Genomic DNA, 24946 nt, shown 5'->3' with positions numbered 1-24946 from the left:
AGCCGAACGGGGGCAAGCCCCCTCGCCACAGGACAAAGGATTGCATCTTAAAGGCTCAGCGGTTCATCGGTGCAACAAACCGGCTCTTGGCCACGCTATAGATGTCTGGCTCATCGCTGTCGACAATCTTGAAGCTGATTGTCTGCGAGCTGCTGCTCGGCCGTTCCGTGGTCATCGCCACCGACACCGGTACATCGACGATTTCACCGGGGGCCAGGCTCAGTTCGGTCTTGCCTTGCAACTGGAAGCCGTCGTCGTCGACCAGTGTCAGACGGTACTCCTGACGTTGCTGGGTCTTGTTGATGACCTTCAGGCTGTAGATGTTTTCGATCTGACCTTCACTGTTCTCGCGGAACAGGCCACGGTCCTTGCTCACGTCCAGCGACACCATCGGCCGCTCCACCAAGGCCAGGGCGAACGCGCCGATCATCACCAGCAGCACCGCGGTGTAACCGATCAGGCGCGGGCGCAGCAGGTGGGTCTTGCCACCCTGCAATTGATGTTCCGAGGTGTAGCTGATCAGCCCTCGGGCGTAGCCCATTTTGTCCATGATCGAATCGCAGGCGTCGATGCACGCGGCGCAACCGATGCATTCCATCTGCAAGCCATCGCGGATGTCGATGCCGGTCGGGCAAACCTGGACGCACACCTGACAGTCGATGCAATCGCCCAGTCCGACCTCGGCGGGTTTCACTTCACGTTTGCGCGGGCCACGGTTTTCGCCGCGAGCCACGTCGTAGGAAATGGTCAGGGTGTCCTTGTCGAACATCACGCTCTGGAACCTTGCGTATGGACACATGTGCATGCACACGGCTTCACGTAGCCAGCCGGCGTTGATGTAAGTGGCACCGGTGAAAAACAGCACCCAGAACAGGCTGACACCGCCGATTTGCAAAGTCAGCAGCTCTTCGGCCAGGGGCCGGATCGGTGTGAAGTAGCCGACAAAGGTCAGGCCGGTGAGCAGGCTGATCGCCAGCCACAAGGTGTGTTTGGCCGAGCGACGGAGCAGTTTGTTCAGGCCCCAGGGCGCGGCTTGCAGCTTGATCCGCTGGTTGCGCTCGCCTTCGGTGATCTTCTCGCACCACATGAAGATCCAGGTCCAGGAGCTCTGCGGGCAGGTGTAACCGCACCAGACCCGGCCTGCGAACACGGTGATCGCAAACAGACCGAAGGCGGCGATGATCAGCAGCGCCGACAGCAGGATGAAGTCCTGCGGCCAGAAGGTCGCGCCGAAGATGTGGAATTTGCTTTCGGACAGGTCCCAGAGCACCGCCTGGCGGCCGCCCCAGTTCAGCCACACCGTGCCGAAGAACAGTAGAAACAGAAACCCCGCGCCGCTCATGCGCAGAGTGCGGAACAGGCCGGTGAAGCTGCGGGTGTGGATCAGGTTGTCACTGGACTTGGCCTTCATCTTTGGACGCGAAGGCTCATTGTTTTTTATAAACGAGGCAGGTTCAACGGTTCGGACGGGGATTCTATCGCTCATGGTCTTTCGCTCATCAGCCTCCATCAGGCCTGAGCACTATGACCAGCGATCTGTTTGCATAACAGACTCAGCTAACGCAATAAAAAGCGGATCAGATGGGCTGCCCACACCCGCCTGCGACAACTTGATGCACCCGCAAGGGCGGGCTGCGAGTACCTATGTCAGGCGCTGGTGGGGTGTGTTGATGCCGGTCAGTCAAATCACCGAATCACTGTTCGTGGCCTTCAAATGCCGGCGACCGTCCACGGCGCCTGCTACGGTCAATGCGTCGGCTTCTGCTTCGGTGATGTAGAAGCGCTGGCCGTCGAGTTCTACTGCCGACATGGATTTTTCCTCGTCAGTGATTATGGTGATATCAGGGCAAAGGCGAATTTCTTCGCCGTTTTCGGTGATGAAGAAGCAGGTCTGGTTGTCGATGCGCACGGTCATGGAGGAGGCCTTTTTGCGGATTCATTAAGTGTTAGGGCGCATTTGCCGGTGATTGTTCTGTGCAACCGATAGATGGCGTGAGTCGTGCTTAAGTTGGTTGACCCGTGCCCGGGGGATTGATTCCTCGAAGGACCTGGCAAATCCCTCTGAACTTTGCCGGCGCCTGTGGCTCGGAACTTATGTGTGTTCATACCCTTGAGTTCATCTTGGGGCAGATCGCTTCGTGTGAGTGATGACCAGGCACAAGAGCGTCCTTGGGGCGTAAGGAGAGATGCTCGATGACCGCTGAAAAACCCACAGAACTGAGCTACAACCCGCATATACCGCTGTCCCAGGCGTTGCTGCTGCCGCGTATCGTGATCGAAAACACCATGCCGACCCTCGACGGCGGGCAATTTGCCGTTAAAGCCGTGGTCGATCAGGACGTGGTGGTGACCAGCAAAGTGTTTGCCGACGGTCATGACAAACTGGCCGTGCGCATCCGTTGGCGTGCCGAAGGCGACGACACCTGGCAGAGCGAGGTGATGGCCGAGTTGGGCAATAACGGCTGGCAGGGCCAGTTCCGTGTCAAGAAGCAGGGCCGCTATGCGTTCTGTATCGAAGCCTGGATCGATCAGTACGCCAGTTTTTGTTATGAGCTGAAAAAGAAGCACGGGGCCTGCATGTCGGTCAGCCTGGAATTGCAGGAAGGGCGCCTGCACGTCAAGCAGGCAGCGGAACGCAGTGAAGGCCTCCTCAGCGAGCAGCTGGCGGCGTTGCACCATGAGTTGTCCGGTCTGCTCGAAACCGAGCAGGTTGCCTTGTTTCTGCACCAACGCAGCGCGGATTTGATGGCCCAGGCCGATCATCGTCCCTTCGTGAGTCTGAGTCCTGAATTTCCGGTGGACGTGGAGCGGGAGTTGGCGCAGTTCGCCAGTTGGTATGAATTGTTCCCACGCTCGATCACGGATGATCCGGCCCGTCATGGCACCTTTAATGACGTGCATACGCGGCTGGCGATGATTCAGGACATGGGCTTCGACGTGCTGTACTTCACGCCGATCCACCCGATCGGCCGCAGCTATCGCAAAGGCCCGAACAACTCGTTGACCGCCGGCCCCGACGACCCGGGCAGTCCTTACGCCATCGGCAGCGAAGAAGGCGGGCATGAGGCGATTCACTCGGAACTGGGCAGCCGCGAAGACTTTCGCCGGCTCGTCGCGGCGGCCGCCGAACATGGGCTGGAAGTGGCCCTCGACTTTGCGATTCAGTGTTCCCAGGATCACCCTTGGCTCAAAGAGCATCCGGGCTGGTTCAACTGGCGCCCGGACGGCACGATCAAATACGCCGAGAACCCGCCGAAGAAATATCAGGACATCGTCAACGTCGATTTCTATGCCGTGGATGCGATTCCCAGCCTGTGGGTTGAATTGCGCGACATCGTGGTGGGCTGGGTCGAAGAGGGCGTGAAGCTGTTTCGCGTTGATAACCCCCACACCAAACCGTTGCCGTTCTGGCAGTGGTTGATCGCCGATGTGCGGGCGCTGTACCCCGAGGTGATTTTTCTGGCGGAAGCCTTTACCACGCCGGCGATGATGGCGCGCCTGGGCAAGGTCGGTTACTCCCAGAGCTACACCTATTTCACCTGGCGCAACACCAAGACCGAACTGGCGACTTATTTCACCGAACTCAACGAGTCGCCATGGCGTGAATGCTACCGGCCGAATTTTTTCGTCAATACGCCGGACATCAACCCGGCATTCCTGCATGACTCCGGGCGCCCGGGTTTTCTGATTCGCGCGGCGCTTGCGACCATGGGTTCCGGGTTATGGGGCATGTATTCGGGCTTCGAGCTGTGTGAAGCGGCGCCGGTGCCGGGCAAGGAGGAGTACCTCAATTCCGAGAAGTACGAGATCCGCCCGCGGGACTTCAACGCGCCGGGCAACATCATTGCCGAAATCGCCCAGCTCAACCGCATCCGCCGGCAGAACCCGGCGCTGCACACGCATCTGGGCCTGAAGGTCTACAACGCCTGGAACGACAACATTCTGTATTTCGGCAAGCGCAGTGAGGATGGCAGCAATTTCATTCTGGTGGCCGTCAGCCTCGATCCGAATAACGCCCAGGAAGCGAATTTTGAATTGCCGCTGTGGGAAATGGGCCTGCCCGACGATGCCAGCACCCAAGGCGAAGACTTGATGAACGGTCACCGCTGGACCTGGCACGGCAAGTACCAGTTCATGCGGATCGAACCGTGGCATCTGCCGTTCGGGATTTGGCGGATCACCGCTTCTTGACTGTGGCGAGGGGGCTTTTGTGGCGAGGGAGCTTGCTCCCGCTGGGGCGCGCAGCGGCCCCAGACAATATGTCAGTCACACCTCATTTGCAGGTTTTACGACTGCTTCGCAGCCGAGCGGGAGCAAGCTCCCTCGCCACAGGTCCGGCGGTTTTATTCGAATTAAACAGGAGTTTCAAATGGCGAAGAAACCCAGGTCAGCCACCTTCATCAAAGACCCGCTCTGGTACAAGGATGCGGTGATCTACCAGGTTCACGTTAAGTCTTTTTTCGACTCCAACAATGACGGGATCGGCGACTTTCCCGGCCTTATCGCCAAGCTCGATTACATTGCCGATCTGGGCGTCAACACCATCTGGCTGTTGCCGTTCTACCCCTCGCCACGACGCGACGATGGCTACGACATCGCCGAGTACCGTGGCGTGCACCCCGACTACGGCACCCTGGCCGATGCCAAGCGTTTCATTGCCGAGGCCCACGAACGCGGCCTGCGGGTGATCACTGAGCTGGTCATCAACCATACCTCGGACCAGCACCCGTGGTTCCAGCGCGCGCGCAAGGCCAAGCCCGGCTCGGCGGCCCGCGACTTATATGTCTGGTCCGATAACGACCAGAAATACGACGGCACCCGCATCATCTTTCTCGACACCGAAAAGTCCAACTGGACCTGGGACCCGGTGGCCGGTCAGTACTTCTGGCACCGCTTCTATTCCCACCAGCCGGACCTGAATTTCGACAACCCGCAAGTGATGAAAGCGGTGCTGTCGGTGATGCGCTACTGGCTCGACATGGGCATCGACGGCCTGCGGCTGGACGCGATCCCGTACCTGATCGAGCGCGACGGCACCAACAACGAAAACCTCCCCGAGACCCACGACGTCCTCAAGCAGATCCGCGCCGAGATCGACGCCAATTACCCCGATCGCATGCTGCTGGCCGAGGCCAATCAGTGGCCGGAAGACACTCAGCTGTATTTTGGTAACACCGACGCCAAAGGCCAGAACGGCGACGAATGCCACATGGCGTTTCACTTCCCGCTGATGCCGCGCATGTACATGGCGCTGGCCCAGGAAGATCGTTTCCCGATTACCGACATTCTGCGCCAGACTCCGGAAATCCCTGCCAACTGCCAGTGGGCGATTTTCCTGCGCAACCACGATGAATTGACCCTGGAAATGGTCACCGACAAGGAGCGCGATTACCTGTGGAATTACTACGCGGCCGACCGTCGGGCGCGGATCAACCTGGGGATTCGCCGGCGTCTGGCGCCGTTGATGGAACGCGATCGTCGTCGCGTGGAGCTGCTCAACAGTCTGTTGCTGTCGATGCCCGGCACGCCGACCCTGTATTACGGCGATGAAATCGGCATGGGTGACAACATCTACCTCGGCGACCGCGACGGTGTGCGCACGCCGATGCAATGGTCAATCGACCGTAACGGCGGCTTCTCCCGCGCCGACCCGGCCAGTCTGGTGTTGCCGCCGATCATGGACCCGCAGTATGGCTATCTGTCGGTCAACGTCGAAACCCAGGCCGGCGACCCTCATTCATTGTTGAATTGGACCCGGCGCATGCTCGCGATACGCAAGCAGTCCAAGGCCTTCGGTCGCGGCACGCTGAAGATGCTGTCGCCGAGCAATCGCCGGATCCTGGCTTACACCCGTGAATTCACCGGCGCGGACGGCAAGCACGAGATCATTCTGTGCGTGGCCAACGTGTCCCGCAGCGCGCAAGCGGCGGAGCTGGATTTGTCGGCGTATGTCGGCATGGTTCCGGTGGAGATGCTCGGCGGCAACGCGTTCCCGCCCATCGGTCAGTTGAATTTCCTGCTGACGCTGGCGCCTTACGGGTTCTACTGGTTCGGCCTGGCGGCGGAGAACCAGATGCCGAGCTGGCACGTGGAGCCGGCGCAAAGCCTGCCGGACTTCACCACGCTGGTGCTGAAGCAGCGCATGGAAGAGCTGCTCGAAGCGCCGTCTCGGCAGTCACTGGAGCAGGGCATTTTGCCGAGCTGGTTGCAGAATCGTCGCTGGTTCGCCGGCAAGGACGGCACCATCGACAGCGTCAACCTCGCTTACGGCGTGCGCTTCGGCGACCCGCAGCATCCGGTGCTGTTGAGTGAAATCGACGTCACCAGCGCTGGCCAGACCAGCCGCTATCAATTGCCGTTTGGCTTTATTTCCGAGGAACAGGTTGGCGCCGCGTTGCCGCAGCAATTGGCGCTGGCCAGGGTCCGTCGCGGTCGTCAGGTCGGCCTGATCACCGACGCCTTCAGCCTCGACAGCTTTGTTCATGCAGTGTTGCAGGGCATGCAGGCCAGTACGGTGTTGCCCTCGGACGGTGGCGAGATCCGTTTCGAGCCTACTGATGAATTGGCCAAACTGGGGCTGAGTGCCGAGTCGCAGGTGCGTTACCTGTCTGCCGAGCAATCCAACAGTTCGGTGGTGATCGGCGCCAGCCTGGTGCTGAAGCTAATCCGCAAGGTCGCGTCAGGGGTGCACCCGGAACTGGAAATGAGCGCGTACCTGACCCACGCCGGTTTCAAAAATATTTCGCCGCTGTTGGGAGCGGTGATTCGTCGCGATGCGGCGGGCGAGGACACGCTGTTGATGATCGCCCAAGGTTACTTGAGCAATCAGGGCGACGCGTGGGAATGGACCCAGAACAACCTCGAACGGGCGCTTCGTGACGAGCTCGCCGATGCCGTGTCCGAGCAGGAACAGCACTACAACGCTCTCGGCGAGTTGAAGGATTTTGCCGGCATGCTCGGCCAGCGCCTGGGGGAGATGCATCAGGTACTGGCGACCCCGAGCGCCAACCCGGACTTTGCCCCACACATCATGAGTCAGAAAGATGCCCTGGCCTCGGCCAAGGACGTGGCGGCGCAGCTGGAGCATGCACTGAAGCTGCTCAAGCAACATCAAACCGAACTGAGCGCGGCGGACCAGACATTGGTCAGCCGTTTGCTGGACAACAAGAAAGCCATCCTCGGACATATCCAGGAGTTGGGCAAAAAGGCCGCTGGCGGCTTGCGTATCCGCGTCCATGGTGACTTGCACCTGGGGCAAGTGCTGGTGATCAAGGGTGATGCTTATCTGATCGATTTTGAGGGTGAACCCGCGCGGCCGCTGCGTGAGCGCCGCAGTAAACACAGCCCCTATAAAGACGTCAGCGGCGTGTTGCGCTCCTTCGATTACGCCGCGGCGATGGCGATCAACGTGCACAACGTCGATAACACGGCGGATGCTCAGGCGGCGCGTCAAAGGGTTGCCGAGCGTTATTTAAGAGAGGCGCGACAATCATTTGTCGACGCTTATCGGCTGGCGGCAGCTAGTCTTGCTCATGCATGGCAAGATCCCGAAGGCGAGGACGCTGCGCTGGCGTTGTTCGGGCTGGAGAAGGCGGCTTACGAAGTGGCCTATGAGGCGGAAAATCGCCCCACCTGGCTGCCCGTGCCGTTGCACGGCTTATATGGATTATTGAGTGGGCTTAAACCCTTTTCCGATCTTGGTGGAGAGTAGTCATGAGTATCTCGAACAAGGAACAGGGGCACGTTAAAGAGGCGCTGCTGCCCAGGGCGCGGGATATCGACGCGTTGGTACGCGCCGAACATCAGGATCCCTTTGCAATTCTCGGCCCGCACGGCGATGGCGCCGGCGGGCAATTCATTCGGGCCTATCTGCCGGACGCCTTGAGCGTGCAGGTGGTGGACAAGGCCTCCGGTGAAGAACTCGGCAGCCTTGAGGCGACCCAGACGCCGGGGTTGTTCGTCGGGCACTTCGAGCAGGCCCGGCCCTATTTATTGCGAACCCGTTGGGCCGGCGGCGAGCAACTGGCCGAAGACCCCTACAGCTTTGGCCCGTTACTCGGCGAGATGGATTTGTACCTGTTCGCCGAGGGCAATCACCGGGATCTGAGCAGTTGCCTCGGTGCGCAACTGAAGACAGTCGATGGCGTGGAGGGTGTGCGCTTCGCCGTGTGGGCGCCGAACGCCAGAAGGGTCTCGGTGGTCGGCGATTTTAACGTCTGGGACGGTCGTCGGCATCCGATGCGCCTGCGCCATCCCACTGGGGTCTGGGAGTTGTTCATCCCGCGCCTGCAAGCGGGGGAGGCCTACAAATACGAAATCCTCGGCGCCCACGGCATTCTGCCGCTCAAGGCCGACCCGGTGGCCCTGGCCACAGCGCTGCCGCCAGACACCGCGTCGAAAGTCGCTTCGCCGCTGCAAGTCGACTGGCAGGATCAGGACTGGATGCAGTCGCGGGGCGAGCGTCAGCGAACCAGTGCACCGCTGTCGATCTATGAGTTGCATGCCGGTTCCTGGCAATGCGAGCTGGATGACCTGGGCGAAGTCGCCCGTCAGTACACCTGGCCCGAGTTGGCCGAGCGGCTGATTCCGTACGTCAAAGAGCTGGGTTTCACCCACATCGAACTGATGCCGATCATGGAACATCCGTTCGGTGGCTCCTGGGGTTATCAACTGCTGTCGCAATTCGCCCCGAGCGCCCGTTACGGCTCGCCGGATGACTTCGCTGCTTTCATCAACGCCTGCCACCAGGCCGAAATCGGCGTGATCCTCGATTGGGTGCCGGCGCATTTCCCCACCGACACCCATGGCCTGGCGCAATTCGACGGCACGGCGTTGTACGAATACGGCAACCCCATGGAGGGTTTTCACCAGGACTGGGACACGCTGATCTACAACCTGGGCCGCACCGAGGTACACGGCTACATGTTGGCGTCGGCGCTGCACTGGCTCAAGCATTTCCACGTCGATGGCCTGCGGGTCGATGCGGTGGCGTCGATGCTGTATCGCGATTATTCGCGCAAGGCCGGCGAGTGGGTGCCCAACCGTCACGGCGGTCGGGAAAACCTGGAAGCCATCGATTTTCTGCGCCATCTCAACGACGTAGTGGCACTGGAAGCACCGGGCGCACTGGTGATTGCCGAAGAATCCACGGCGTGGCCGGGTGTCAGCCAGAGCACGCAACAGGGCGGGCTGGGTTTTGCCTATAAGTGGAACATGGGCTGGATGCACGATTCGCTGCATTACATTCAGCAGGATCCGGTGTACCGCGCCCATCATCACAACGAACTGAGTTTCGGCCTGGTGTATGCCTGGTCCGAGCGTTTCATCCTGCCGATTTCCCACGATGAAGTGGTGCACGGCAAGCATTCGCTGATCGACAAGATGCCTGGCGATCGCTGGCAGAAATTTGCCAACCTGCGGGCTTACCTGAGCTTCATGTGGACCCATCCCGGCAAGAAGCTGTTGTTCATGGGCTGCGAATTCGGCCAGTGGCGCGAATGGAATCACGATCAGCAACTGGACTGGTATCTGCTGCAATACCCGGAACACCAGGGGGTGCGCAAGCTGGTCGGCGACTTGAATCGGTTGTATCGCGAAGAGCCGGCCCTGCACGATCAGGACGATGTCCCGCAAGGCTTCCAGTGGTTGATCGGCGACGACGCGATCAACAGCGTCTACGCCTGGCTGCGCTGGAGCAAGGAGGGCAGGCCGGTGTTGGTGGTGGCCAACTTCACCCCGGTGCCGCGTCAGTCTTACCGCGTCGGCGTGCCGTTTGCCGGGCGCTGGGTCGAGTTGATCAACAGCGACGCCGACACCTATGCCGGGTCCAATTACGGTAACGGTGGCGGGGTGTTCACCGAGGAAGAACCGAGCCATGGGCAGGCACTTTCCCTGGTGTTGAATTTGCCGCCGTTGGCGGTGTTGATTCTGCGACCGGAGGGTTGATCGAAAAGATCGCCGGCTTCGCCGGCTCCTACAGGATCGGGTCGCCCCAGGTGGGCGGGACAACGTTGAACCGTAGGAGCTGCCGAAGGCTGCGATCTTTTGATTTTTTTACCAACGCATCCGCACCCCAAGGCTGCCAATCAACCCGTTCAAATCATTTTCAACCACATTGCTGCTGTAGTCGGCGCTGACATACAGGCTGACCGAAGGCGTCACTCTGGCCACCAACCCCAGACCCACGTCTACTGTCGATGAATTGCGACTGCTGCTGATTTTGTCGACCTGATCCAGGCTCACTGTGTTGCCCGTGTACACCGTGTGCCACAAATTGGTCCGCACATAGGGTTCGACCGGCAGGCCGTTGATATCGTAATTGCCTTTCAAGCGTGCACCGACCCGACCGCTCCAGGAGGTCAGGTCGCTGGACGAGGCGTTGCCTGACCCGGCATATGGCGTATCCAGCGTGATGCGTTGATTGATCAACTGCGCCTGGGGTTCAACCACCCAGTTGTCGCCCAGGCCAATCGGGAAACCACCTTCCACCGACACTGTCATCGCGCTGCCTTCGGTGGTTTGTCGCACGCCCTGGTCGTTGCGGCTAAAACCGCTGACCCGGCCGCCGCTGGCCGTCAAGTCGACGTGCCAGCCTTGCGCCCCGGTCAGGCTCCAGTAGGCACCAAGGCTTTGGCCTTGAAGGTTGAGCGTGTCATGGCTGGGGTCGGCGAGGGCGCGGCTGGTCAGCAGGCCGTTGTCGTTGCCCTGGAATTGAGCGGTGCCGCCGATCAGTCCGACCCGCTGGATACTACCGCTGTTGCTTTGCACGGTCAGGAGTGCCGGGCCTTTGAATTCGCTGGCTCCGGGGATCGTGCCCTGGGTCAGATAATCGGTTTGTGCCTGCCGCGACGTCGGGCCATAGGCGTGGTCCCAGGCCAAGGGCGCGGCGTCTTCGATCGTCAGGCGTGAGCTGGGTAAGTCTGAGTTGACGCGTAAACGGTCAGGATATGTGGCGACGCCGAAGGGCAAGGTAATTGTCGGCAGTTGCTGGCTGTACCAGGGCGTTGTTTCGTCCTCGGCAGACGACGCTCGCACCTCCATGGATGAGCACAGCAGGAGTGAACCGGAGACGACGCAAAAAGTGAATTTTATCTCTTGTGGGGTGAATGAAGTTCTCATGGAGGTCTACCTTGCAATCGCATGCGTATCTCGCTGTGGCGTCTCTCCTACCCCGAATGAGGGGCGACCGAATGGATTGAGGCAAGGTCCGACCCGCCCGTTTTACGGGTGTCTGGAGGCTTGCCCCTGATGGATTTCCGGGGGTAGTAAGGACTAGCTAAGAAGACCGATGACGCTGCGTCAAGAAAATGGCCGATAAGTGGTACGGCTATTTCAGACTCTGTAAGTGACTGATTATTGGCGCCGATCTAAGTTGTTGTTTGTACGAAAAATCATCCTGAAAGGTGCAATCCAGACGTATTGGGTAGTGGGCTATCGGTTGCGTGACGGATGAACAGTGCAAAATCCATGAGCAAGTCCGTGACGTGATTACTGTCATTTTTTCTGCTTCAGGCAGCAGTTCTTGGCGCCTGTCGCTTGACGGTCTTACAGGCGCACCTCCACCGCCAGCGGCAAATGGTCCGATAGGTGCGTCCAGGGCTTGTAGCCGAGTATGCGTGGCTCATGACTGCTGGCATTGCGCAGGTAGATGCGGTCCAGGCGCAGCAGGGGAAACCGTGCCGGGTACGTTTTCGCCGGGCGGCCGTGGTGGCGTTCGAATGCTTCATGCAGGTAGTCGCGTCGGGCGAGGGTGGCATTGCCTTGCAACTGCCAGTCGTTGAAGTCGCCGGCAATGATGACCGGGGCGTCCTCTGGCAACGATTCGAGTAACAGGCAGAGCAACTGCAGCTGGAGTTGTCGATGGCTTTCCAACAGGCTCAGGTGCACGCAAATGGCATGCACTTCAGCATGGCCCGGCACATCCAGCACACAGTGCAGCAAACCGCGCCGCTCGGGGCCGGTGATCGAGACATCGAGGTTGCGAAATTCGCGGATCGGGTATTTCGACAGCAGGGCATTGCCGTGATGGCCGTCGGGGTAGACCGCGTTGCGACCGTAAGCGAAATCGCTCCACATGCTGTCGGCCAGGAATTCGTACTGCGAGGTCGGTGGCCAGTCGTTGTAACGGGAAGAATGCCGGTCATGCTCACCGACCACTTCCTGCAGAAACACCAGGTCCGCCGACGTACTGCGTACCGCTTCGCGCAGTTCCGGGAGGATGAAACGTCGGTTGAGGGCGGTGAAACCCTTGTGAGTATTGACCGTCAGTACTCTGAGTCGGCGAATCGCCGGGGGCGTGTTCGATGGCACTGATTCGACGGCTTGGCGTTCGGCATCGTGGGTCACGTTCACTCCTCTGAATCAGGGCTGCTGTATGTATGCGACTGATGCGTGGGCGAGCAGTTCAAACACATTCACCACACCCGTAGCAGCTGTCGAGCACCGCGAGGCAGCGTTCGGTGTGGGCCGCATTCGGACGTAGCCGTCGTGAATCCGGCTGACGCGGTTTGCCTGATGCACCGTAAGTTCCGGTTTTACGACGGCTACGCCGCCGAACGCAGCCTCGCAGGCTCGGCAGCTGCTACGAGCGAGTCCGATCAGACAAACACAATTTCATACGGCAACCGCATGCGTTCCAGAATCACTCGTGGCAGCAGCGGGGCGATGCCGATCGCCGGTTCGCCGTCGAGCTGGCTGGCGTAGGCATAGGTGGCGTGGCTTTTGCGCGCGACAGTCCAGGTGTCGAGGCGTAGCTTGCGCGCGCGATGCCAGGGGATCAGCCCGTGCTCGCGCATCGGCCAGTGCCAGGCCCAGACCGGTATTTCGTTGAGCGTCGCCCCGACCAGGGCGGCAGCCCTGGCGCTGGCCCGGCCGACAGCGTCGTGGTCGACGATGCCGTCTTCGCGCCAGGTGGTGAACACCACATCGCCGGGGCGCAGGTAGCGGACGATGAATTGGGTCAATTCAGACTCTCGCTCGGCCAGAGCGTTGTCGGTGAAGCCGCCGCGAATCCACTTCAGGCTGTGCATCGGCAAGCCGAGTCGACGCAAGGCTTCGACACTTTCCTGGGGGCGGAACACGCTCAGGCGCTTTTCCGACCACTGACGCGACCCCGGATGGCTGGCGCTGCCGTCGGTAATCGAGATCAGTTGCAGAGGATGACCGAGGGAGCACAACAGTTGCAGCAGGCCGCCGCAAGTCACCACTTCATCGCCGGGATGCGGGGCGATCACCACCGCGCGAGCTCCAGCAGGGACCAGTGTTTCGGTGTTGATGACGGGGATGTTGTCCAGTTGTGGGGCGCTGTTCCAGATCTGCGCAGGCAAGCTGTTTTCGCTGATGGAAACCGGTCTCATAGGCGCTACGTCCTTGTTCTGTCTGGCCCTCAGTCGTGCGCAATGCTTACGGGAGCAAGCCTGGCAGACCCGTGAAGGCGGGTAGATAGCAATGTGCGGCGCTCCGAACCCTGGATTGCCGCGTTCAGAGTATTGCTCATGAAACGCTATTCGTCGCCTCAGCCTTTGGTCTGATGCGTTTTTTTTAACCCAGGCTGTGTCAGGCTTCGCAAAAAGTCACCGAAACCGTCCCTTGGTAGCAGCTGCCGAGCTTGCGAGGCTGCGTTCGGCTGCGAAGCAGTCGTGAAGTCAAACGATGCGATCTTGCAGATATACCGTGCACTCAGGTTTTACGGCGGCTGCGCAGCCGAACGCAGCCTCGCAGGCTCGGCAGCTGCTACAGATATTATGGTGATCACTCTCACTCTTCTTCCTCATGCTGCAGTTCAAACAACAGCAGCGAACGGCCAGTAACCGAATATTGGCGACCAAATTCAAAGCGTTCCTGGCCCCGAATCGACGGTTGATTGGTATCGATCATGCAAGTCCAGAAACCACCGTCAGGCACTTCCGGCAGCAGGAAGTTGACGATGTCATGGTGCGCGTTGACCACCAGCAGCAGGGTTGCGTCGGCACCCTTGCGGCGAATGCCGGTTTCCTGGGCGCGGCCATCGAGCAGTATGCCCATGCAGCGACCGTGGCCTTCTTCCCATTGCTCATTGGACATTTCGCTGCCGTCCGGGGCCAGCCAGGTCACGTCCTTGACGCCGATGTCCTCGTTGTAATTACCCACCAGGAAGCGCCCGCGCCGAAGGATCGGATAGGCCAGGCGCAACTTGATCAGGCGTTTGACGAACTTGAGCAGCGCCTTGCCGTCTTCGCTCATGTCCCAATTGACCCAACCGATCTCGCTGTCCTGGCAATAAGCATTGTTGTTGCCTTTCTGGGTGCGGGCGAACTCGTCGCCGGCCACCAGCATCGGCGTACCCTGGGACAGCAGCAGCGTGGCGAAGAAGTTGCGCATCTGCCGCAGGCGCAGGGCATTGATCTCGGGATCGTCGGTGGGGCCTTCGACGCCGTGGTTCCACGACAGGTTGTTGTTACTGCCGTCCTGATTGTTCTCGTCGTTGGCCTCGTTGTGCTTGTCGTTGTACGACACCAGATCGTTGAGGGTGAAGCCGTCATGGGCGGTGACGAAGTTCAGCGAAGCATACGGTCGACGGCCGCGCTGGTTGAACATCTCACCGGAGGCGGTCATGCGGCTGGCGAAGTCGGCGAGCTGGCCGTCGTCACCTTTCCAGAACGCGCGCACGGTGTCGCGGAATTTGTCGTTCCATTCGACCCAGCCCGGCGGGAAGTTCCCGACCTGATAACCGCCGGGGCCACAGTCCCAGGATTCGGAAATCAACTTCACCTGACGCAGCACCGGGTCCTGGCGACAGGCGACGAGGAAGCTGTGCCGTTCGTCGAAGCCGTCATGGTAGCGGCCGAGGATGGTTGCCAGGTCGAAACGGAAACCGTCCACGTGCATTTCCGTGGCCCAGTAACGCAGCGAGTCAGTGACCATTTGCAGCACGCACGGGTGGCTCAGGTCCAGGGTGTTGCCGGTGCCGGAATCGTTGATGTAGTAGCGTTTGTCGTCGGGCCTCAAGCGGTAGTAAGAGGCGTTGTCGATGCCGCGCATGGACAGGGTCGGGCCTTGTTCGTTGCCCTCGGCGGTGTGGTTGTAGACCACGTCGAGGATCACTTCCAGATTGGCGTCGTGCAGGTGCGCGACCATCTCCTTGAACTCGGCGATCTTGCCGCTGGCCAGGTAGCGCGGGTCCGGGGCAAAGAACGCAATGCTGTTGTAACCCCAATAATTGGTCATGCCTTTGTGCAGCAGATGCTGGTCGTTGACGAAGGCATGGATCGGCAGCAACTCCACAGTCGATACGCCGAGCTTGCGGATGTGTTCCAGCACGTCATCGACCATCAACCCGGCGAAGGTGCCGCGCAGGTTCTCGGGAACGGCGGGGTGAAGCATGCTGAAACCGCGCACGTGAGTCTCATAAATGATCGTCTTGTCCCATGGCACGCTGACCCGATGGTCATGGCCCCAGGTGTGGGCCGGGTCGATCACTTTGCACTTGGGCACGAAGGGCGCGCTGTCCCGCTCATCGAAACTGAGGTCGGCGTCGGGGTGGCCGATGGTGAAGCCGAACAACGCTTCGGACCATTTCAATTGGCCGACCAACTGTTTGGCATAGGGGTCGATCAGCAGTTTGTTCGGGTTGAAGCGATGACCGTTGGCCGGGTCGTACGGCCCGTACACGCGATAGCCGTAGATCAGCCCCGGATGGGCGTCGGGCAAGTAGCCGTGGTAGGTCTCGTCGGTGTATTCCGGCAGCTCGATGCGCTCAAGTTCCACTTCACCGGCATCGTCGAAGATGCACAGTTCGACCTTGGTCGCGTTAGCCGAAAACAGCGCGAAATTGACCCCCAGGCCATCCCAGGTCGCGCCTGGCGGGAAGGGCAAGCCTTCACGGATTCGCGAGGCCTCGTGAGGTTCGGGCGCGGTTTTCTTTGGACTGGTCATAGCTGCTCCTGCAACGGTATTTTTCGAGGGCGAATGCGCTCTCGGTGGCGAGCGGGCTCGCCACGAAGTCAATCAGGACAAGACAGTGAAGCGTCAGACCTCGGGTGGTTTACGCGCGGTGCGCGGCTTTTTCACGGTGGTTTTTTCGCCCGGCGGGATCACTGCCGAAGCGGCAGCGGGTTTGGCTTTGGGCTTGGTGCGGGGTTTGGTTTCGATGCCCTTGGCATTGACCAGCTTGCCGTCGGGCTTGCCGGCCGCGGGCTTGCTTGCGGTTTTGCTGCTGCTCGCTTTGGCTGGTTTGCCGGGCGCCAGGGCTTCGGCCTCGGCGAGTTTGCAGGCCATCTCCCAATGGCGGGCTTCCTGGCCCTCGGGTTTTCCTTCGGACTCCCAGATTTGATAGGCAAATTCGCGGATGCGTTTTTCGTCGGTACTCATCGCAATGCTCCTGAACTGAACTCAAGTTTGGGTAAAGAGATTGACCGGGAAATCCCCCAGCGCGGCGCCGACCATCAGCTCCTTGTGTTTTGTGACTGCGACGCTGGTAAAAAGTCCCTTCAGATTTTCTTCGGTGGCGGTGAACGGCAATTTGATTCGGGTATCGCCCCACAGCGACGCGTCAATCCGGGGGGCGGCACTGTTTTCCAGCAGTCCGGCACAACGTATCGGTACGGCCACGATTGCCCGTTTTCCCTGCCATTCTCGAGCAAACGCCAGTACCCGGTGAGCCTGGCTGCCAATCACTTCAAGGGCTTGATAAGTGCCTTTTTGAAATATTTCGGCATGCTCGGCACGCCGGTTCAGCGCCCGGGCGATCAGGGTTTGCTTGATGCGCCCGTTACGCCAGTTCGCCAACAGATCGGGCAGGTCCAGCGGTAGGTGCATGGCCTGCTGACGGCTGACGTAATCCACCGGCCGGCGGTTATCCGGATCGACCAGGGTGAAGTCCCAGAACTCGTTGCCCTGATAGAGATCCGGCACTCCCGGCACGGTCATTCGCAGCAAGGTTTGCGCCAATCCATTCAGTGCACCCGGGACGGCAATGCGTTGAGCGGCTGCCTCGATGGCCGCGCGCAATGGCTGACCTTCGGGGCTCAGCAGCAGGCGTTCGAGAAAACCGTGGGTCGCCTGTTCATATGCTTCGTTTGACGCGCTCCAGCTGCTTTGCAACTTGGCTTCGCGCAGGGCTTTGCGTTGCCACTGCCAGAGGCGTTTGGCGTAGTCCGCAAGCGCAGGTTGATCGTCGCTACACAATTCCAGTGACCAACTGCCGAGGATTGCTTGATAGAGAATCAGCTCGTCGCCCGCCGAGGGCGCGCCGGGGTCGCTGCGCAGTTCGCCCGCGAGGGTTCGCCAGTGCTCGACCTGTTCGGCGTACCAGGCGCTGCGCTCGCTCAACACCGCCAGCCGCGCGCGGGTGTCTTCACCGCGTTTGTGGTCGTGGGTCGCGGTGGCCAGCAGGTTGTCGGGGAATTCGGCGAGGCGATTGGCGCAGGCGGCATGGAAGTCGGCAACCGGGGCGCTGAACTGCTCGGTGTTGTAGCCGACATCGTTGCGCGACAGCAGCACCGCCGAGCGATAAAGCGCGGTGTCTTCCACCGCTTTGGCCGCCGTCGGTGAGGTCAGTTGCTGGAAGCGCACGCAGGCATGCTTGAGCAGTTTGCGTGGACGGCCCACCGGGCGCTTGCGCCAGGGTTGGCCACCGAGCCAGCCGGCCAGGCAATCGAGCACCGGCCAGTCGGCCTCGCCAAGGGTTTGCCTGGCACCGGCCATGGCCTGCTGGAAAAACACCTCATCCTGGGCCGCACGACCCAACGGGCTGATGTAAGTGCGGTACACCGGGAAGTGCACGATCAGTTCCTGCAAGGCCCGTCGGATCGCGCCGAGGGTCAGGTCCCGGGTCATCAGGTCGTCCCGGGCCACTTGCAACAGGGCGTGGGCAACACTTTCGAAATCCCCGGCGAGGGAACCGTTGAGAATCTGCTGGCGCGCCAGTTGTGCTTCCTGGCGGAAATCGGCGGGCCGTTCGCTGTGCCGGCTCCAGAGTTCACCCAAGGCCTGGGTGCCTTCGGGGTCGTGTTGCAGCAGCGACAACTGGTTCATGAATTCGTAACCGGTACTGCCATCGACGCACCAGTCGCGGTGCAGGGTTTCGCCTTCGCCGAGGATCTTTTCGACGTAGATCGGCAGGTGTCGGCCGGGTGCCAGTCGATCAACTCGACGTCGCAGTTTGCGGCAGTAGCCACGCGGGTCGGCGAGGCCGTCGATGTGATCGATACGCAGGCCGTCGACCAGACCTTCGGCCACCAGCTCGAAGATTTTTGCATGGGTCGCTTCGAACACCGCCGGCCGCTCGACGCGCAGGCCGCCCAGTTCATTGATATCGAAAAAGCGCCGCCAGTTGATGTCGTCCGCCGCGGTGCGCCAACTGGCCAGGCGATAACTCTGGCGCTCCAGCAAGTTATGCAGGCGCTGGAAACCGTCGGGAGTGAGCGAGTCGTAAGTGTCGAGGGTGTGCTGGATGGCGTGCAGAATGGCCGGATCACTGGCCAGTTCCCGCAGCTCGGCTTTCAGTGGAATCGCCAGGCTGTACACGTCGGACTGATAACTCAAGGTGTCGAAGCGGTCTGCCAGGGATTTGAGCCGTTCAGCCTGCTTGGCATTCAATTGGTCATTGGCCTTGAGCAGTTCGCCGTAGTCGGTGGGGCATATCGGGAAGTGGTGTTCATAGTGCTCGACATGAATGGCGCCGCGCCGGGCATCGAAACGCAAGGGCAGGGTGCCGTCCTGCAAGGCGATGCCGTAGTCGCTGCCCAGAAAAGGCAGCAGCAACTGGCCTTCCATCAACGGGTCGGGCGAGTGCCACTGAATGTCGAAGAACTCGCCGTAAGGGCTCAGCCGCCCCCATTCCAGCAGGTCGAGCCACCAGGGATTGTCGCCACCGCCGACGGCCATGTGGTTGGAAACGATATCGAGGATCAGCCCCATGTTCTGTTCGCGCAACGCTGCGACCAAACGGCGTAACGCCGCTTCGCCGCCAAGTTCAGGGTTGACCGTGGTCGGGTCTACCACATCGTAGCCGTGCATGGAGCCGGCGCGGGCGGCGAGCAGCGGTGAGGCATAGAGATGGCTGATGCCCAGGCTGGAAAAATACGGCACCAGTGGCACCGCTTGATCCAGGGTGAAGCCTTTATGAAATTGCAGCCGCAGGGTCGCCCGCAGCGGCTGGCTGAGCGGTTGATTCATTGGTCACGCTCGGCCGCCTGAAGTCGCGCACAGGCGAGCAGTTCCAGGCGGCGGGCGGCGTCCGGATCATCGAGCAGGCTTTCGCTGTCGCCGGGCAATCGGCGGGACCAGTTGGGGTGGGTGTCGGTGGTGCCGGGCAGGTTGGCCTGCTGTTCGATACCCAGGGCATCCTCCAGTGGCAGCAACACCAGCGGCGCGCGGGTATGACCGAGGAAGCGGATGGCGGCGTCGAGCACCTGATCGGTTTCATGGGACTCTTCACGGAAATTTTGCGGGTCCTGGCTCAGCACCCGGCGCAAGCCTTCGCGCTCGCGTTCGCGATGTTGACGCCATTCGATTTCACCCGTGGCGTCGACCAGGCCCAGGCGTGCGCTCCAGTCGATATCGCGGCCATGCCACCAGCCATTGAGCGTCGGCAGGTCGTGGGTGCTGGTGGTGGCCAGGGCGTTGTCCGGCCAGTCGAGAATCGGTTTGAAGTGTGTGTTGTCCTGTTCGAACAACAGCACGCGCATGCCGAGGATCGAGCGCGCGATGAGTTTTTCGCGCAGGCCATCAGGCACGGTGCCGAGGTCTTCGCCGAGGACGATGGCCTGATGCCGATGGGATTCGAGGGTCAGAAGGCGCAGCAGATCATCCACCGGATAATAAAGGTACGCTCCGTCGCTGGGCGGTGCGTCTTTAGGGATCACCCACAGCCGCTGCAGGCCCATGACGTGATCGATGCGCAGGCCGCCGGCATGGGCGAAATTGGCCCGCAGCATTTCGATGAACGCGCGAAAGCCGTTACGCACCAGGCCTTCGGGTGAAAACGCGGAAATCCCCCAGCCCTGGCCAGTGCGATTGAGGATGTCGGGTGGCGCACCCACGGTCAGCGAGGCGAGTAATTCGTCCTGGCGACTCCAGGCCTGGCTGCCGCCGCCGTCAGCGCCCACCGCCAGGTCGGCGATCAGGCCGATGCCCATGCCGGCACCACGGGCGGAGGTTTGTGCGCGCTCCAGGCTGCGCGCAATCAGCCATTGGCAGAATGCGTAATAGCCGATGCGGGCCGAGTTCTCTTCGGCAAATTGCGCCAGAGCGGCGCTGCATGGGTTACGCCATTGCTCGGGCCACTCGCGCCAGTCGAGGCTTTCACCGCGCCTTGCACGGGCTTCCTGGATCGCTTCGAAGCGGCAATGATTTTCCAGCGCTTCGCCACCGGCGTGACGGAAGCTGCTGAAGTCGGCATGCAAGGGGTGTGCGCCGTGGGTGAATCCTTCGTACAAGGCTTCCAGCAAGCGATGTTTGGCCTCGGCGGCGGTGGGCCAGTCGATGAGCTGTAAGGTTTCCAGATGCTTGAGTTCGCCAGCCAGGCCCGTGGCGTCGATTGCGGTGCGCAGGGCACGCTCACCGAGAATCGCGCCGGGCGCTGCGTACAGGCTATTGAGAAACAGACGGCTGGACGGCGAGTAAGGGCTGTAGCGCTGGGTGTCGCCGCTGAACATCGCATGCAGCGGGCTGATCGCTAGTGCTTCGGCGCCCCGTTCGCCGGCCACCCGGGCCAGGTCCTCAAGCGCCTGGGTATCGCCGAAACCGCCATCGCCGGGGCGGCGCAGCGAATACAACTGCACGCTCAGGCCCCAGGCGCGCGGGGTTTGACTGTCAACCGCGTCGCCGACGCTGTAGCAGCGCTCGGGCGCCACCGCCAGGGTGAACGACTGATCGTCGATGCTGACGTGCTGATAACCCACCGGCACCAAACCGGGCAAAACAGCGTTGTCATCGAGCTTGAGGTTGAGCCGCGAGCCGTCTTCGAGATGGATCTCACACGGGGTTTGCGGTGCAAAGTAGTGGGCCAGATCAAGACCGACGCCAACGTCGCAGGTCAGCAGCGGCGGCAGGTGCCGGGTTTGCTGTGCCTCCTGCAGTTGCAGCAGGCTGGCGTCGATTTCCTGGGCGGTGCTGGCGGGATGGCCAAGCCCGGCCAGCACTGAACGCAGCACCGCCGGGGTAACTTTCTGTGGACGGCCATTGGCGTCGATCCAGTCGACGGCCAGGCCGGCTTGGCTGGCCAGTATTTCCAGTTGCGCATCGCTCATGGTCGCTCTCCATCCGGGGGTAGCAAAGGGGCTGCGGCTGTGAGGCTGACGAGCGCGCAATACGGGGCAAGGGTGCCCTGATCCAACAGACCGGCCGAGTGCGGCGGGTATTCGAACAGCAGTGTCGCGTCGGCCTGTGGGGAGTGGACCACGGGTGCGTCGCTGAGGTTCAGGTCAATGCGCAGCTGACTGCCATCGCCCAACCGCCAGCGGGCCGTCACCGCGCCCTCGGCCAGTACCTGCGCCCCCAGCGCGTGGGCGCCGGGCAACTGCGGGATGATGTGTTGATGGCGGATTTGCAGCAGTCGACGATACAGCTCATGAATGGCCGGTTGCCGGGTGGCGGTCAGCTTCGGCCGCGACGCTTCGAAAGTCTGCATCGCGTTCGGGTCGGGAATCTGCTCGCGTTTGTGCGGGTCGGCAAAGGCGCTGAAGGCCGCGAATTCGTTGCGTCGACCTTCGCGCACCAACTCCGCCAGCTCACCGTGGTGGCTGGTGAAGAACAGGAACGGTTGTTCGGCGGTGAACTCATCGCCCATGAACATCAGCGGAATCATCGGCGACAACAGCAGTAACACGGTGGCAGCACAGAGGGCCTCAGGCCGGGCCAGTTGATGCAAGCGTTCACCAAAGGCGCGGTTGCCGATCTGGTCGTGGTTCTGCAAAAAAAGCACGAAGGCCGTCGGCGGCAAGTGACCGCTCGGCTCACCGCGCGGCGTACCGTGGCGGGTGATATGGCCTTGAAACACGAAGCCCTGGCTCAGGCAACGGGCCAGTTGTTCGGTGGGGTTTTGGGCATAGTCGGCGTAATAGGCATCGGTTTCACCGGTAAGCAACACGTGCAGGGCGTTATGGCCGTCGTCGTTCCACTGCGCGTCGAAACCTTGCTCCAGCAGGCTGGCCTGGTTGTGCTCGTTTTCCGCCATCAGCCACACATGCCGCGCCGGATTGATATGTTGGCGAACCCGTTGCGCCAGCTCTTGAAGGAAGTCCGGGTCTTCGATGGCATGCACTGCATCCAGGCGCAGGCCGTCGAAACGGTACTCCAGCAACCACATCAGCGCATTGTCGATAAAGAAGTCACGCACCTCGCGCCGGCGGAAGTCGATGGCTGCGCCCCACGGCGTGTGTTGGTCTTCGCGGAAAAAACCTTTGGCGTAGCGATGCAGGTAATTGCCGTCCGGGCCGAAGTGGTTGTAGACCACGTCGAGAATCACCGCCAGGCCATAGCCGTGGGCCGTATCGATCAGGTGTTTGAGTTGTTCGGGCGAACCGTAGGAGGCCTGCGGTGCGTAAGGCAGAACCCCGTCATAGCCCCAATTGCGCTCGCCGGGAAACTGCGCCAACGGCATCAGTTCGATGGCGGTAATCCCCAACTCGACCAAGCGCGCCAGATGCTGCTCGACCTCGCTGAAACCGCCGAGCGCACCGACATGCAGTTCGTAGATCACCGCCTCGTTCCATGGCCGACCTTGCCAGGCACTGTGCTGCCAGCGATAGGCGAGGGGATCGACCACCACGCTGGGGCTGTCGATATCGCCCGCCTGGGCGCGGGAGGCCGGGTCCGGCACCTCCAGTTCGCCATCGATGTTGTAGCGGTAGCGGGTACCCGCGGGACAGCGGGTCTTGATCACAAACCAGCCGTCGGCCTGAGGCAGCAGCGGCAGGGATTGTCCGTTTTCCAGTTCAAGACTGACGTAAAACGCATCTGGCGCCCACAAGGCAAAACGCGTGTGTTCAGCGTCCAGCATGATTGCGCCGTGGGGCCAGGTTTCAAGAGTCCGTAACGGCATCGTTGAAAACCTCTTACTGTTTGCCCGATTTACCCAGCGCTTTAGCCACCAGTTGTTCGTAGAGTTCGGCGTAGGGTTCGACCGCCTTGCACCAGTTGAAAGGCGCCGCCATGGCCCGGCAACGCATGGCGTTGAGCAGGCCGGGGAAGGCGAACACCTTGAACGCGCGGCTCAGGGCTTCGCGATAGCTCTCCACGGTGGATTCGTCGAAAAGAAAACCGGTCACGCCGTTTTCAATGGTGTCGGCCAGGCCGCCGGTATTGCGCGCCACCGGCAATGAACCGAAGCGCTGGGCGTACATCTGGCTCAGGCCGCAAGGTTCGTAACGCGAAGGCATCAGCAGGAAATCACTGCCGGCAAACATCCGGCGGGCGTCGGTTTCATTGAAGCCGATGTGCACGCCGATTTGCCCGGGGAAGCGCAACGCCAGCTCACGCATGGCTTGTTCTTCTTCCGGTTCGCCGCGGCCGATGATCGCAATCTGGCCGCCATTGGCGACAATGTATTCGGCCACCGCTTCGGTCAGGTCCAGGCCTTTCTGGTAGACAAGTCGCGAGACCACGGCGAACAGCGGGCCTTCGGAATCATCCAGGCCGAATAACCGGCGAACGTGCGCCGCGTTGACCGCTTTGCCGTCCCAGTCACCGATGCCGAACGGGTGGAACAGGTGCGGATCGGTGGCTGCGTCCCAGCTTTCATCGATGCCATTGGGAATCCCGCTGAGCAGACCTTGCTGGGTCTTGGCGGCGAGAAAACCGTCGAGGCCGCAGCCGAAGGCCGGCGTGGTGATTTCCTGGGCATAGGTGGCGCTGACGGTGGTGATGTGGCTCGAGTAGGCCATGCCAGCCTTGAGGAACGACATCTTGCCGTAAAACTCCATGCCTTCCTGCTGCAAGGCATGCACGGGAATACCGAGTTCCGGGCATGAGCCGAGGCTGGTCACGCCCTGGTACGCCAGGTTATGGATGGTGAACAGGGTCGGGGTACGTTGGCCACGCCAGTGCATATAGGCAGGGGCCAGGCCGGCGGGCCAATCGTGGGCGTGCACCAGATCCGGGCACCAGTGAATTTGAGCGAGGTTGGCGGCGATATCGGCGGCCGCAAGGCCCAGGCGGGCGAAACGAATATGGTTGTCTGGCCAGTCACGGCCGTTGTTGGCGCCGTAGGGTGAACCTTCGCGCTCGTACAGTTCAGGGCAGATCAACACGTAAATGACCAGGCCGTCGGGCATGTCCATGCGCCCGATCTTGCAGGGCGGCAACGCGGCGTGCCCGCCCAGTTCACCGATGATATGAATTGGATTTTCGCTGTTCAGCACTTGCGGGTAACCGGGGATCAACACCCGGACATCGTGCAGGTGAGCCATGGCTCGCGGCAGCGCGGCGGAAACGTCTCCCAGGCCACCGGTCTTCACCAGATCGGCAATCTCCGAGGTGACGAACAACACTTTCTTCTTGTTGGGATTCTGACGGACTACCGGTGCCAACGCTTTGGTGACCGGGACGCTGACCGATTTGGCGGTAAGGGCTCCCACGGTGTTGGCTTCGCCGACCTGTTGATGAGCACGTTCTCCCTGAACATCTAACGCCGTATTGATCATATGCATCTCCCCGTGTTGTTGATCTGATTCCAAACCTGGCACAAACGGTGTTGGCCAATTCCTGTGGCCGGGCGCAAACGCGCTACGCATCGGTGAGCAAGTGCTGCCCATGCGCTGAAGCTCAATGGGTGAAGTGGCTGTTGCAAGGAATGCACCAGTCGCTGTGCCCTACCTTTCAGCTGACCTGAAGCCAATACGAAAAGTTTCTATTTATTTCACCGAATGACCAGTCGGTTTTATTCCCCGAAAACAGTCTAGGCCAGAACCTAGAGCGGGGTGGTCAACCGGACAAATTGTTCGACAATCGGTTGGGGGAGGGTACA

The 24946-nt window shown here is 60.9% G+C and carries 14 protein-coding genes; 3 read left to right on the top strand and 11 right to left on the bottom strand.

The window, feature by feature from the left end; translation table 11 throughout:
- Positions 1-55: 55 nt before the first annotated feature.
- Together ccoG and AC07VO_RS02730 are read right to left on the bottom strand one after the other, a co-directional pair.
- A complete protein-coding gene (gene ccoG, locus AC07VO_RS02735) occupies positions 56-1486 on the bottom strand; it encodes a cytochrome c oxidase accessory protein CcoG (protein WP_192350676.1) in 1431 nt (476 codons plus the stop codon).
- A gap of 195 nt (positions 1487-1681) precedes the next feature.
- Complete coding sequence (locus AC07VO_RS02730) at positions 1682-1915, bottom strand: DUF3203 family protein (RefSeq protein WP_018926132.1); 234 nt, start codon at positions 1913-1915, stop codon at positions 1682-1684.
- 278 nt (positions 1916-2193) lie between these two features.
- On the opposite strand from AC07VO_RS02730, the gene AC07VO_RS02725 reads away from it, so the two are divergent.
- From AC07VO_RS02725 to glgB, 3 genes are all read left to right on the top strand, one after another.
- Positions 2194-4191 (top strand): alpha-1,4-glucan--maltose-1-phosphate maltosyltransferase, encoded by a 1998-nt coding sequence (locus AC07VO_RS02725; protein WP_064618169.1) that lies wholly within the window; start codon positions 2194-2196, stop codon positions 4189-4191.
- A gap of 178 nt (positions 4192-4369) precedes the next feature.
- Positions 4370-7711, top strand: coding sequence for a maltose alpha-D-glucosyltransferase (gene treS / locus AC07VO_RS02720; RefSeq protein ID WP_495007473.1), 3342 nt, complete (start codon positions 4370-4372; stop codon positions 7709-7711).
- Between the two features lie 2 nt (positions 7712-7713).
- Entirely contained in the window at positions 7714-9945 is a 2232-nt protein-coding gene (gene glgB, locus AC07VO_RS02715; protein ID WP_192350671.1) for a 1,4-alpha-glucan branching protein GlgB, read from the top strand.
- Positions 9946-10053: 108 nt separating this feature from the next.
- Here glgB and AC07VO_RS02710 read toward each other — a convergent pair whose 3' ends face one another.
- From AC07VO_RS02710 to glgA, 9 genes are all read right to left on the bottom strand, one after another.
- The gene (locus tag AC07VO_RS02710; protein WP_086946121.1) at positions 10054-11118 is read right to left on the bottom strand and encodes an autotransporter domain-containing protein; all 1065 of its coding nucleotides are present in this window, start codon (positions 11116-11118) and stop codon (positions 10054-10056) included.
- Positions 11119-11544: 426 nt separating this feature from the next.
- Positions 11545-12345 carry an endonuclease/exonuclease/phosphatase family protein gene (locus AC07VO_RS02705; RefSeq protein ID WP_018926127.1) on the bottom strand — a complete coding sequence of 267 codons (801 nt, stop codon included), beginning with the start codon at positions 12343-12345 and terminating at the stop codon, positions 11545-11547.
- 251 nt (positions 12346-12596) lie between these two features.
- On the bottom strand, positions 12597-13355 hold the full coding sequence (locus AC07VO_RS02700; RefSeq protein WP_018926126.1) for a PIG-L deacetylase family protein: 759 nt from the start codon (positions 13353-13355) through the stop codon (positions 12597-12599).
- Between the two features lie 400 nt (positions 13356-13755).
- Positions 13756-15912, bottom strand: coding sequence for a glycogen debranching protein GlgX (glgX, locus tag AC07VO_RS02695; protein ID WP_018926125.1), 2157 nt, complete (start codon positions 15910-15912; stop codon positions 13756-13758).
- 93 nt (positions 15913-16005) lie between these two features.
- Entirely contained in the window at positions 16006-16347 is a 342-nt protein-coding gene (locus tag AC07VO_RS02690) for a DUF2934 domain-containing protein (protein WP_192350669.1), read from the bottom strand.
- A 21-nt stretch (positions 16348-16368) separates the two neighbouring features.
- Positions 16369-19155, bottom strand: coding sequence for a malto-oligosyltrehalose synthase (locus AC07VO_RS02685; protein WP_192350667.1), 2787 nt, complete (start codon positions 19153-19155; stop codon positions 16369-16371).
- Positions 19152-21230, bottom strand: coding sequence for a 4-alpha-glucanotransferase (gene malQ / locus AC07VO_RS02680; RefSeq protein WP_495007472.1), 2079 nt, complete (start codon positions 21228-21230; stop codon positions 19152-19154). The genes AC07VO_RS02685 and malQ overlap by 4 nt, the downstream gene beginning before the upstream one ends.
- The gene (treZ, locus tag AC07VO_RS02675; protein WP_192350663.1) at positions 21227-23023 is read right to left on the bottom strand and encodes a malto-oligosyltrehalose trehalohydrolase; all 1797 of its coding nucleotides are present in this window, start codon (positions 23021-23023) and stop codon (positions 21227-21229) included. The genes malQ and treZ overlap by 4 nt, the downstream gene beginning before the upstream one ends.
- A 13-nt stretch (positions 23024-23036) precedes the next feature.
- Positions 23037-24623, bottom strand: a complete 1587-nt coding sequence (glgA, locus tag AC07VO_RS02670; RefSeq protein WP_457327045.1) for a glycogen synthase GlgA — start codon at positions 24621-24623, stop codon at positions 23037-23039.
- Between the last annotated feature and the right edge of the window lie 323 nt (positions 24624-24946).

Source organism: Pseudomonas sp. GW821-FHT03E01 (assembly GCF_059420765.1).
The sequence above is the reverse complement of the archived record's forward strand: the minus strand, read 5'-3'. Positions and strand labels throughout refer to the sequence as shown.

Excerpts from the sequence above, each read along its gene's own strand:
- ccoG (WP_192350676.1), bottom strand. The coding sequence starts at position 1,486 with ATGAGCGATAGAATCCCCGTCCGAACCGTTGAACCTGCCTCGTTTATA.
- AC07VO_RS02730 (WP_018926132.1), bottom strand. The coding sequence starts at position 1,915 with ATGACCGTGCGCATCGACAACCAGACCTGCTTCTTCATCACCGAAAAC.
- AC07VO_RS02725 (WP_064618169.1), top strand. The coding sequence starts at position 2,194 with ATGACCGCTGAAAAACCCACAGAACTGAGCTACAACCCGCATATACCG.
- treS (WP_495007473.1), top strand. The coding sequence starts at position 4,370 with ATGGCGAAGAAACCCAGGTCAGCCACCTTCATCAAAGACCCGCTCTGG.
- glgB (WP_192350671.1), top strand. The coding sequence starts at position 7,714 with ATGAGTATCTCGAACAAGGAACAGGGGCACGTTAAAGAGGCGCTGCTG.
- AC07VO_RS02710 (WP_086946121.1), bottom strand. The coding sequence starts at position 11,118 with ATGAGAACTTCATTCACCCCACAAGAGATAAAATTCACTTTTTGCGTC.
- AC07VO_RS02700 (WP_018926126.1), bottom strand. The coding sequence starts at position 13,355 with ATGAGACCGGTTTCCATCAGCGAAAACAGCTTGCCTGCGCAGATCTGG.
- glgX (WP_018926125.1), bottom strand. The coding sequence starts at position 15,912 with ATGACCAGTCCAAAGAAAACCGCGCCCGAACCTCACGAGGCCTCGCGA.
- AC07VO_RS02690 (WP_192350669.1), bottom strand. The coding sequence starts at position 16,347 with ATGAGTACCGACGAAAAACGCATCCGCGAATTTGCCTATCAAATCTGG.
- AC07VO_RS02685 (WP_192350667.1), bottom strand. The coding sequence starts at position 19,155 with ATGAATCAACCGCTCAGCCAGCCGCTGCGGGCGACCCTGCGGCTGCAA.
- malQ (WP_495007472.1), bottom strand. The coding sequence starts at position 21,230 with ATGAGCGATGCGCAACTGGAAATACTGGCCAGCCAAGCCGGCCTGGCC.
- treZ (WP_192350663.1), bottom strand. The coding sequence starts at position 23,023 with ATGCCGTTACGGACTCTTGAAACCTGGCCCCACGGCGCAATCATGCTG.
- glgA (WP_457327045.1), bottom strand. The coding sequence starts at position 24,623 with ATGATCAATACGGCGTTAGATGTTCAGGGAGAACGTGCTCATCAACAG.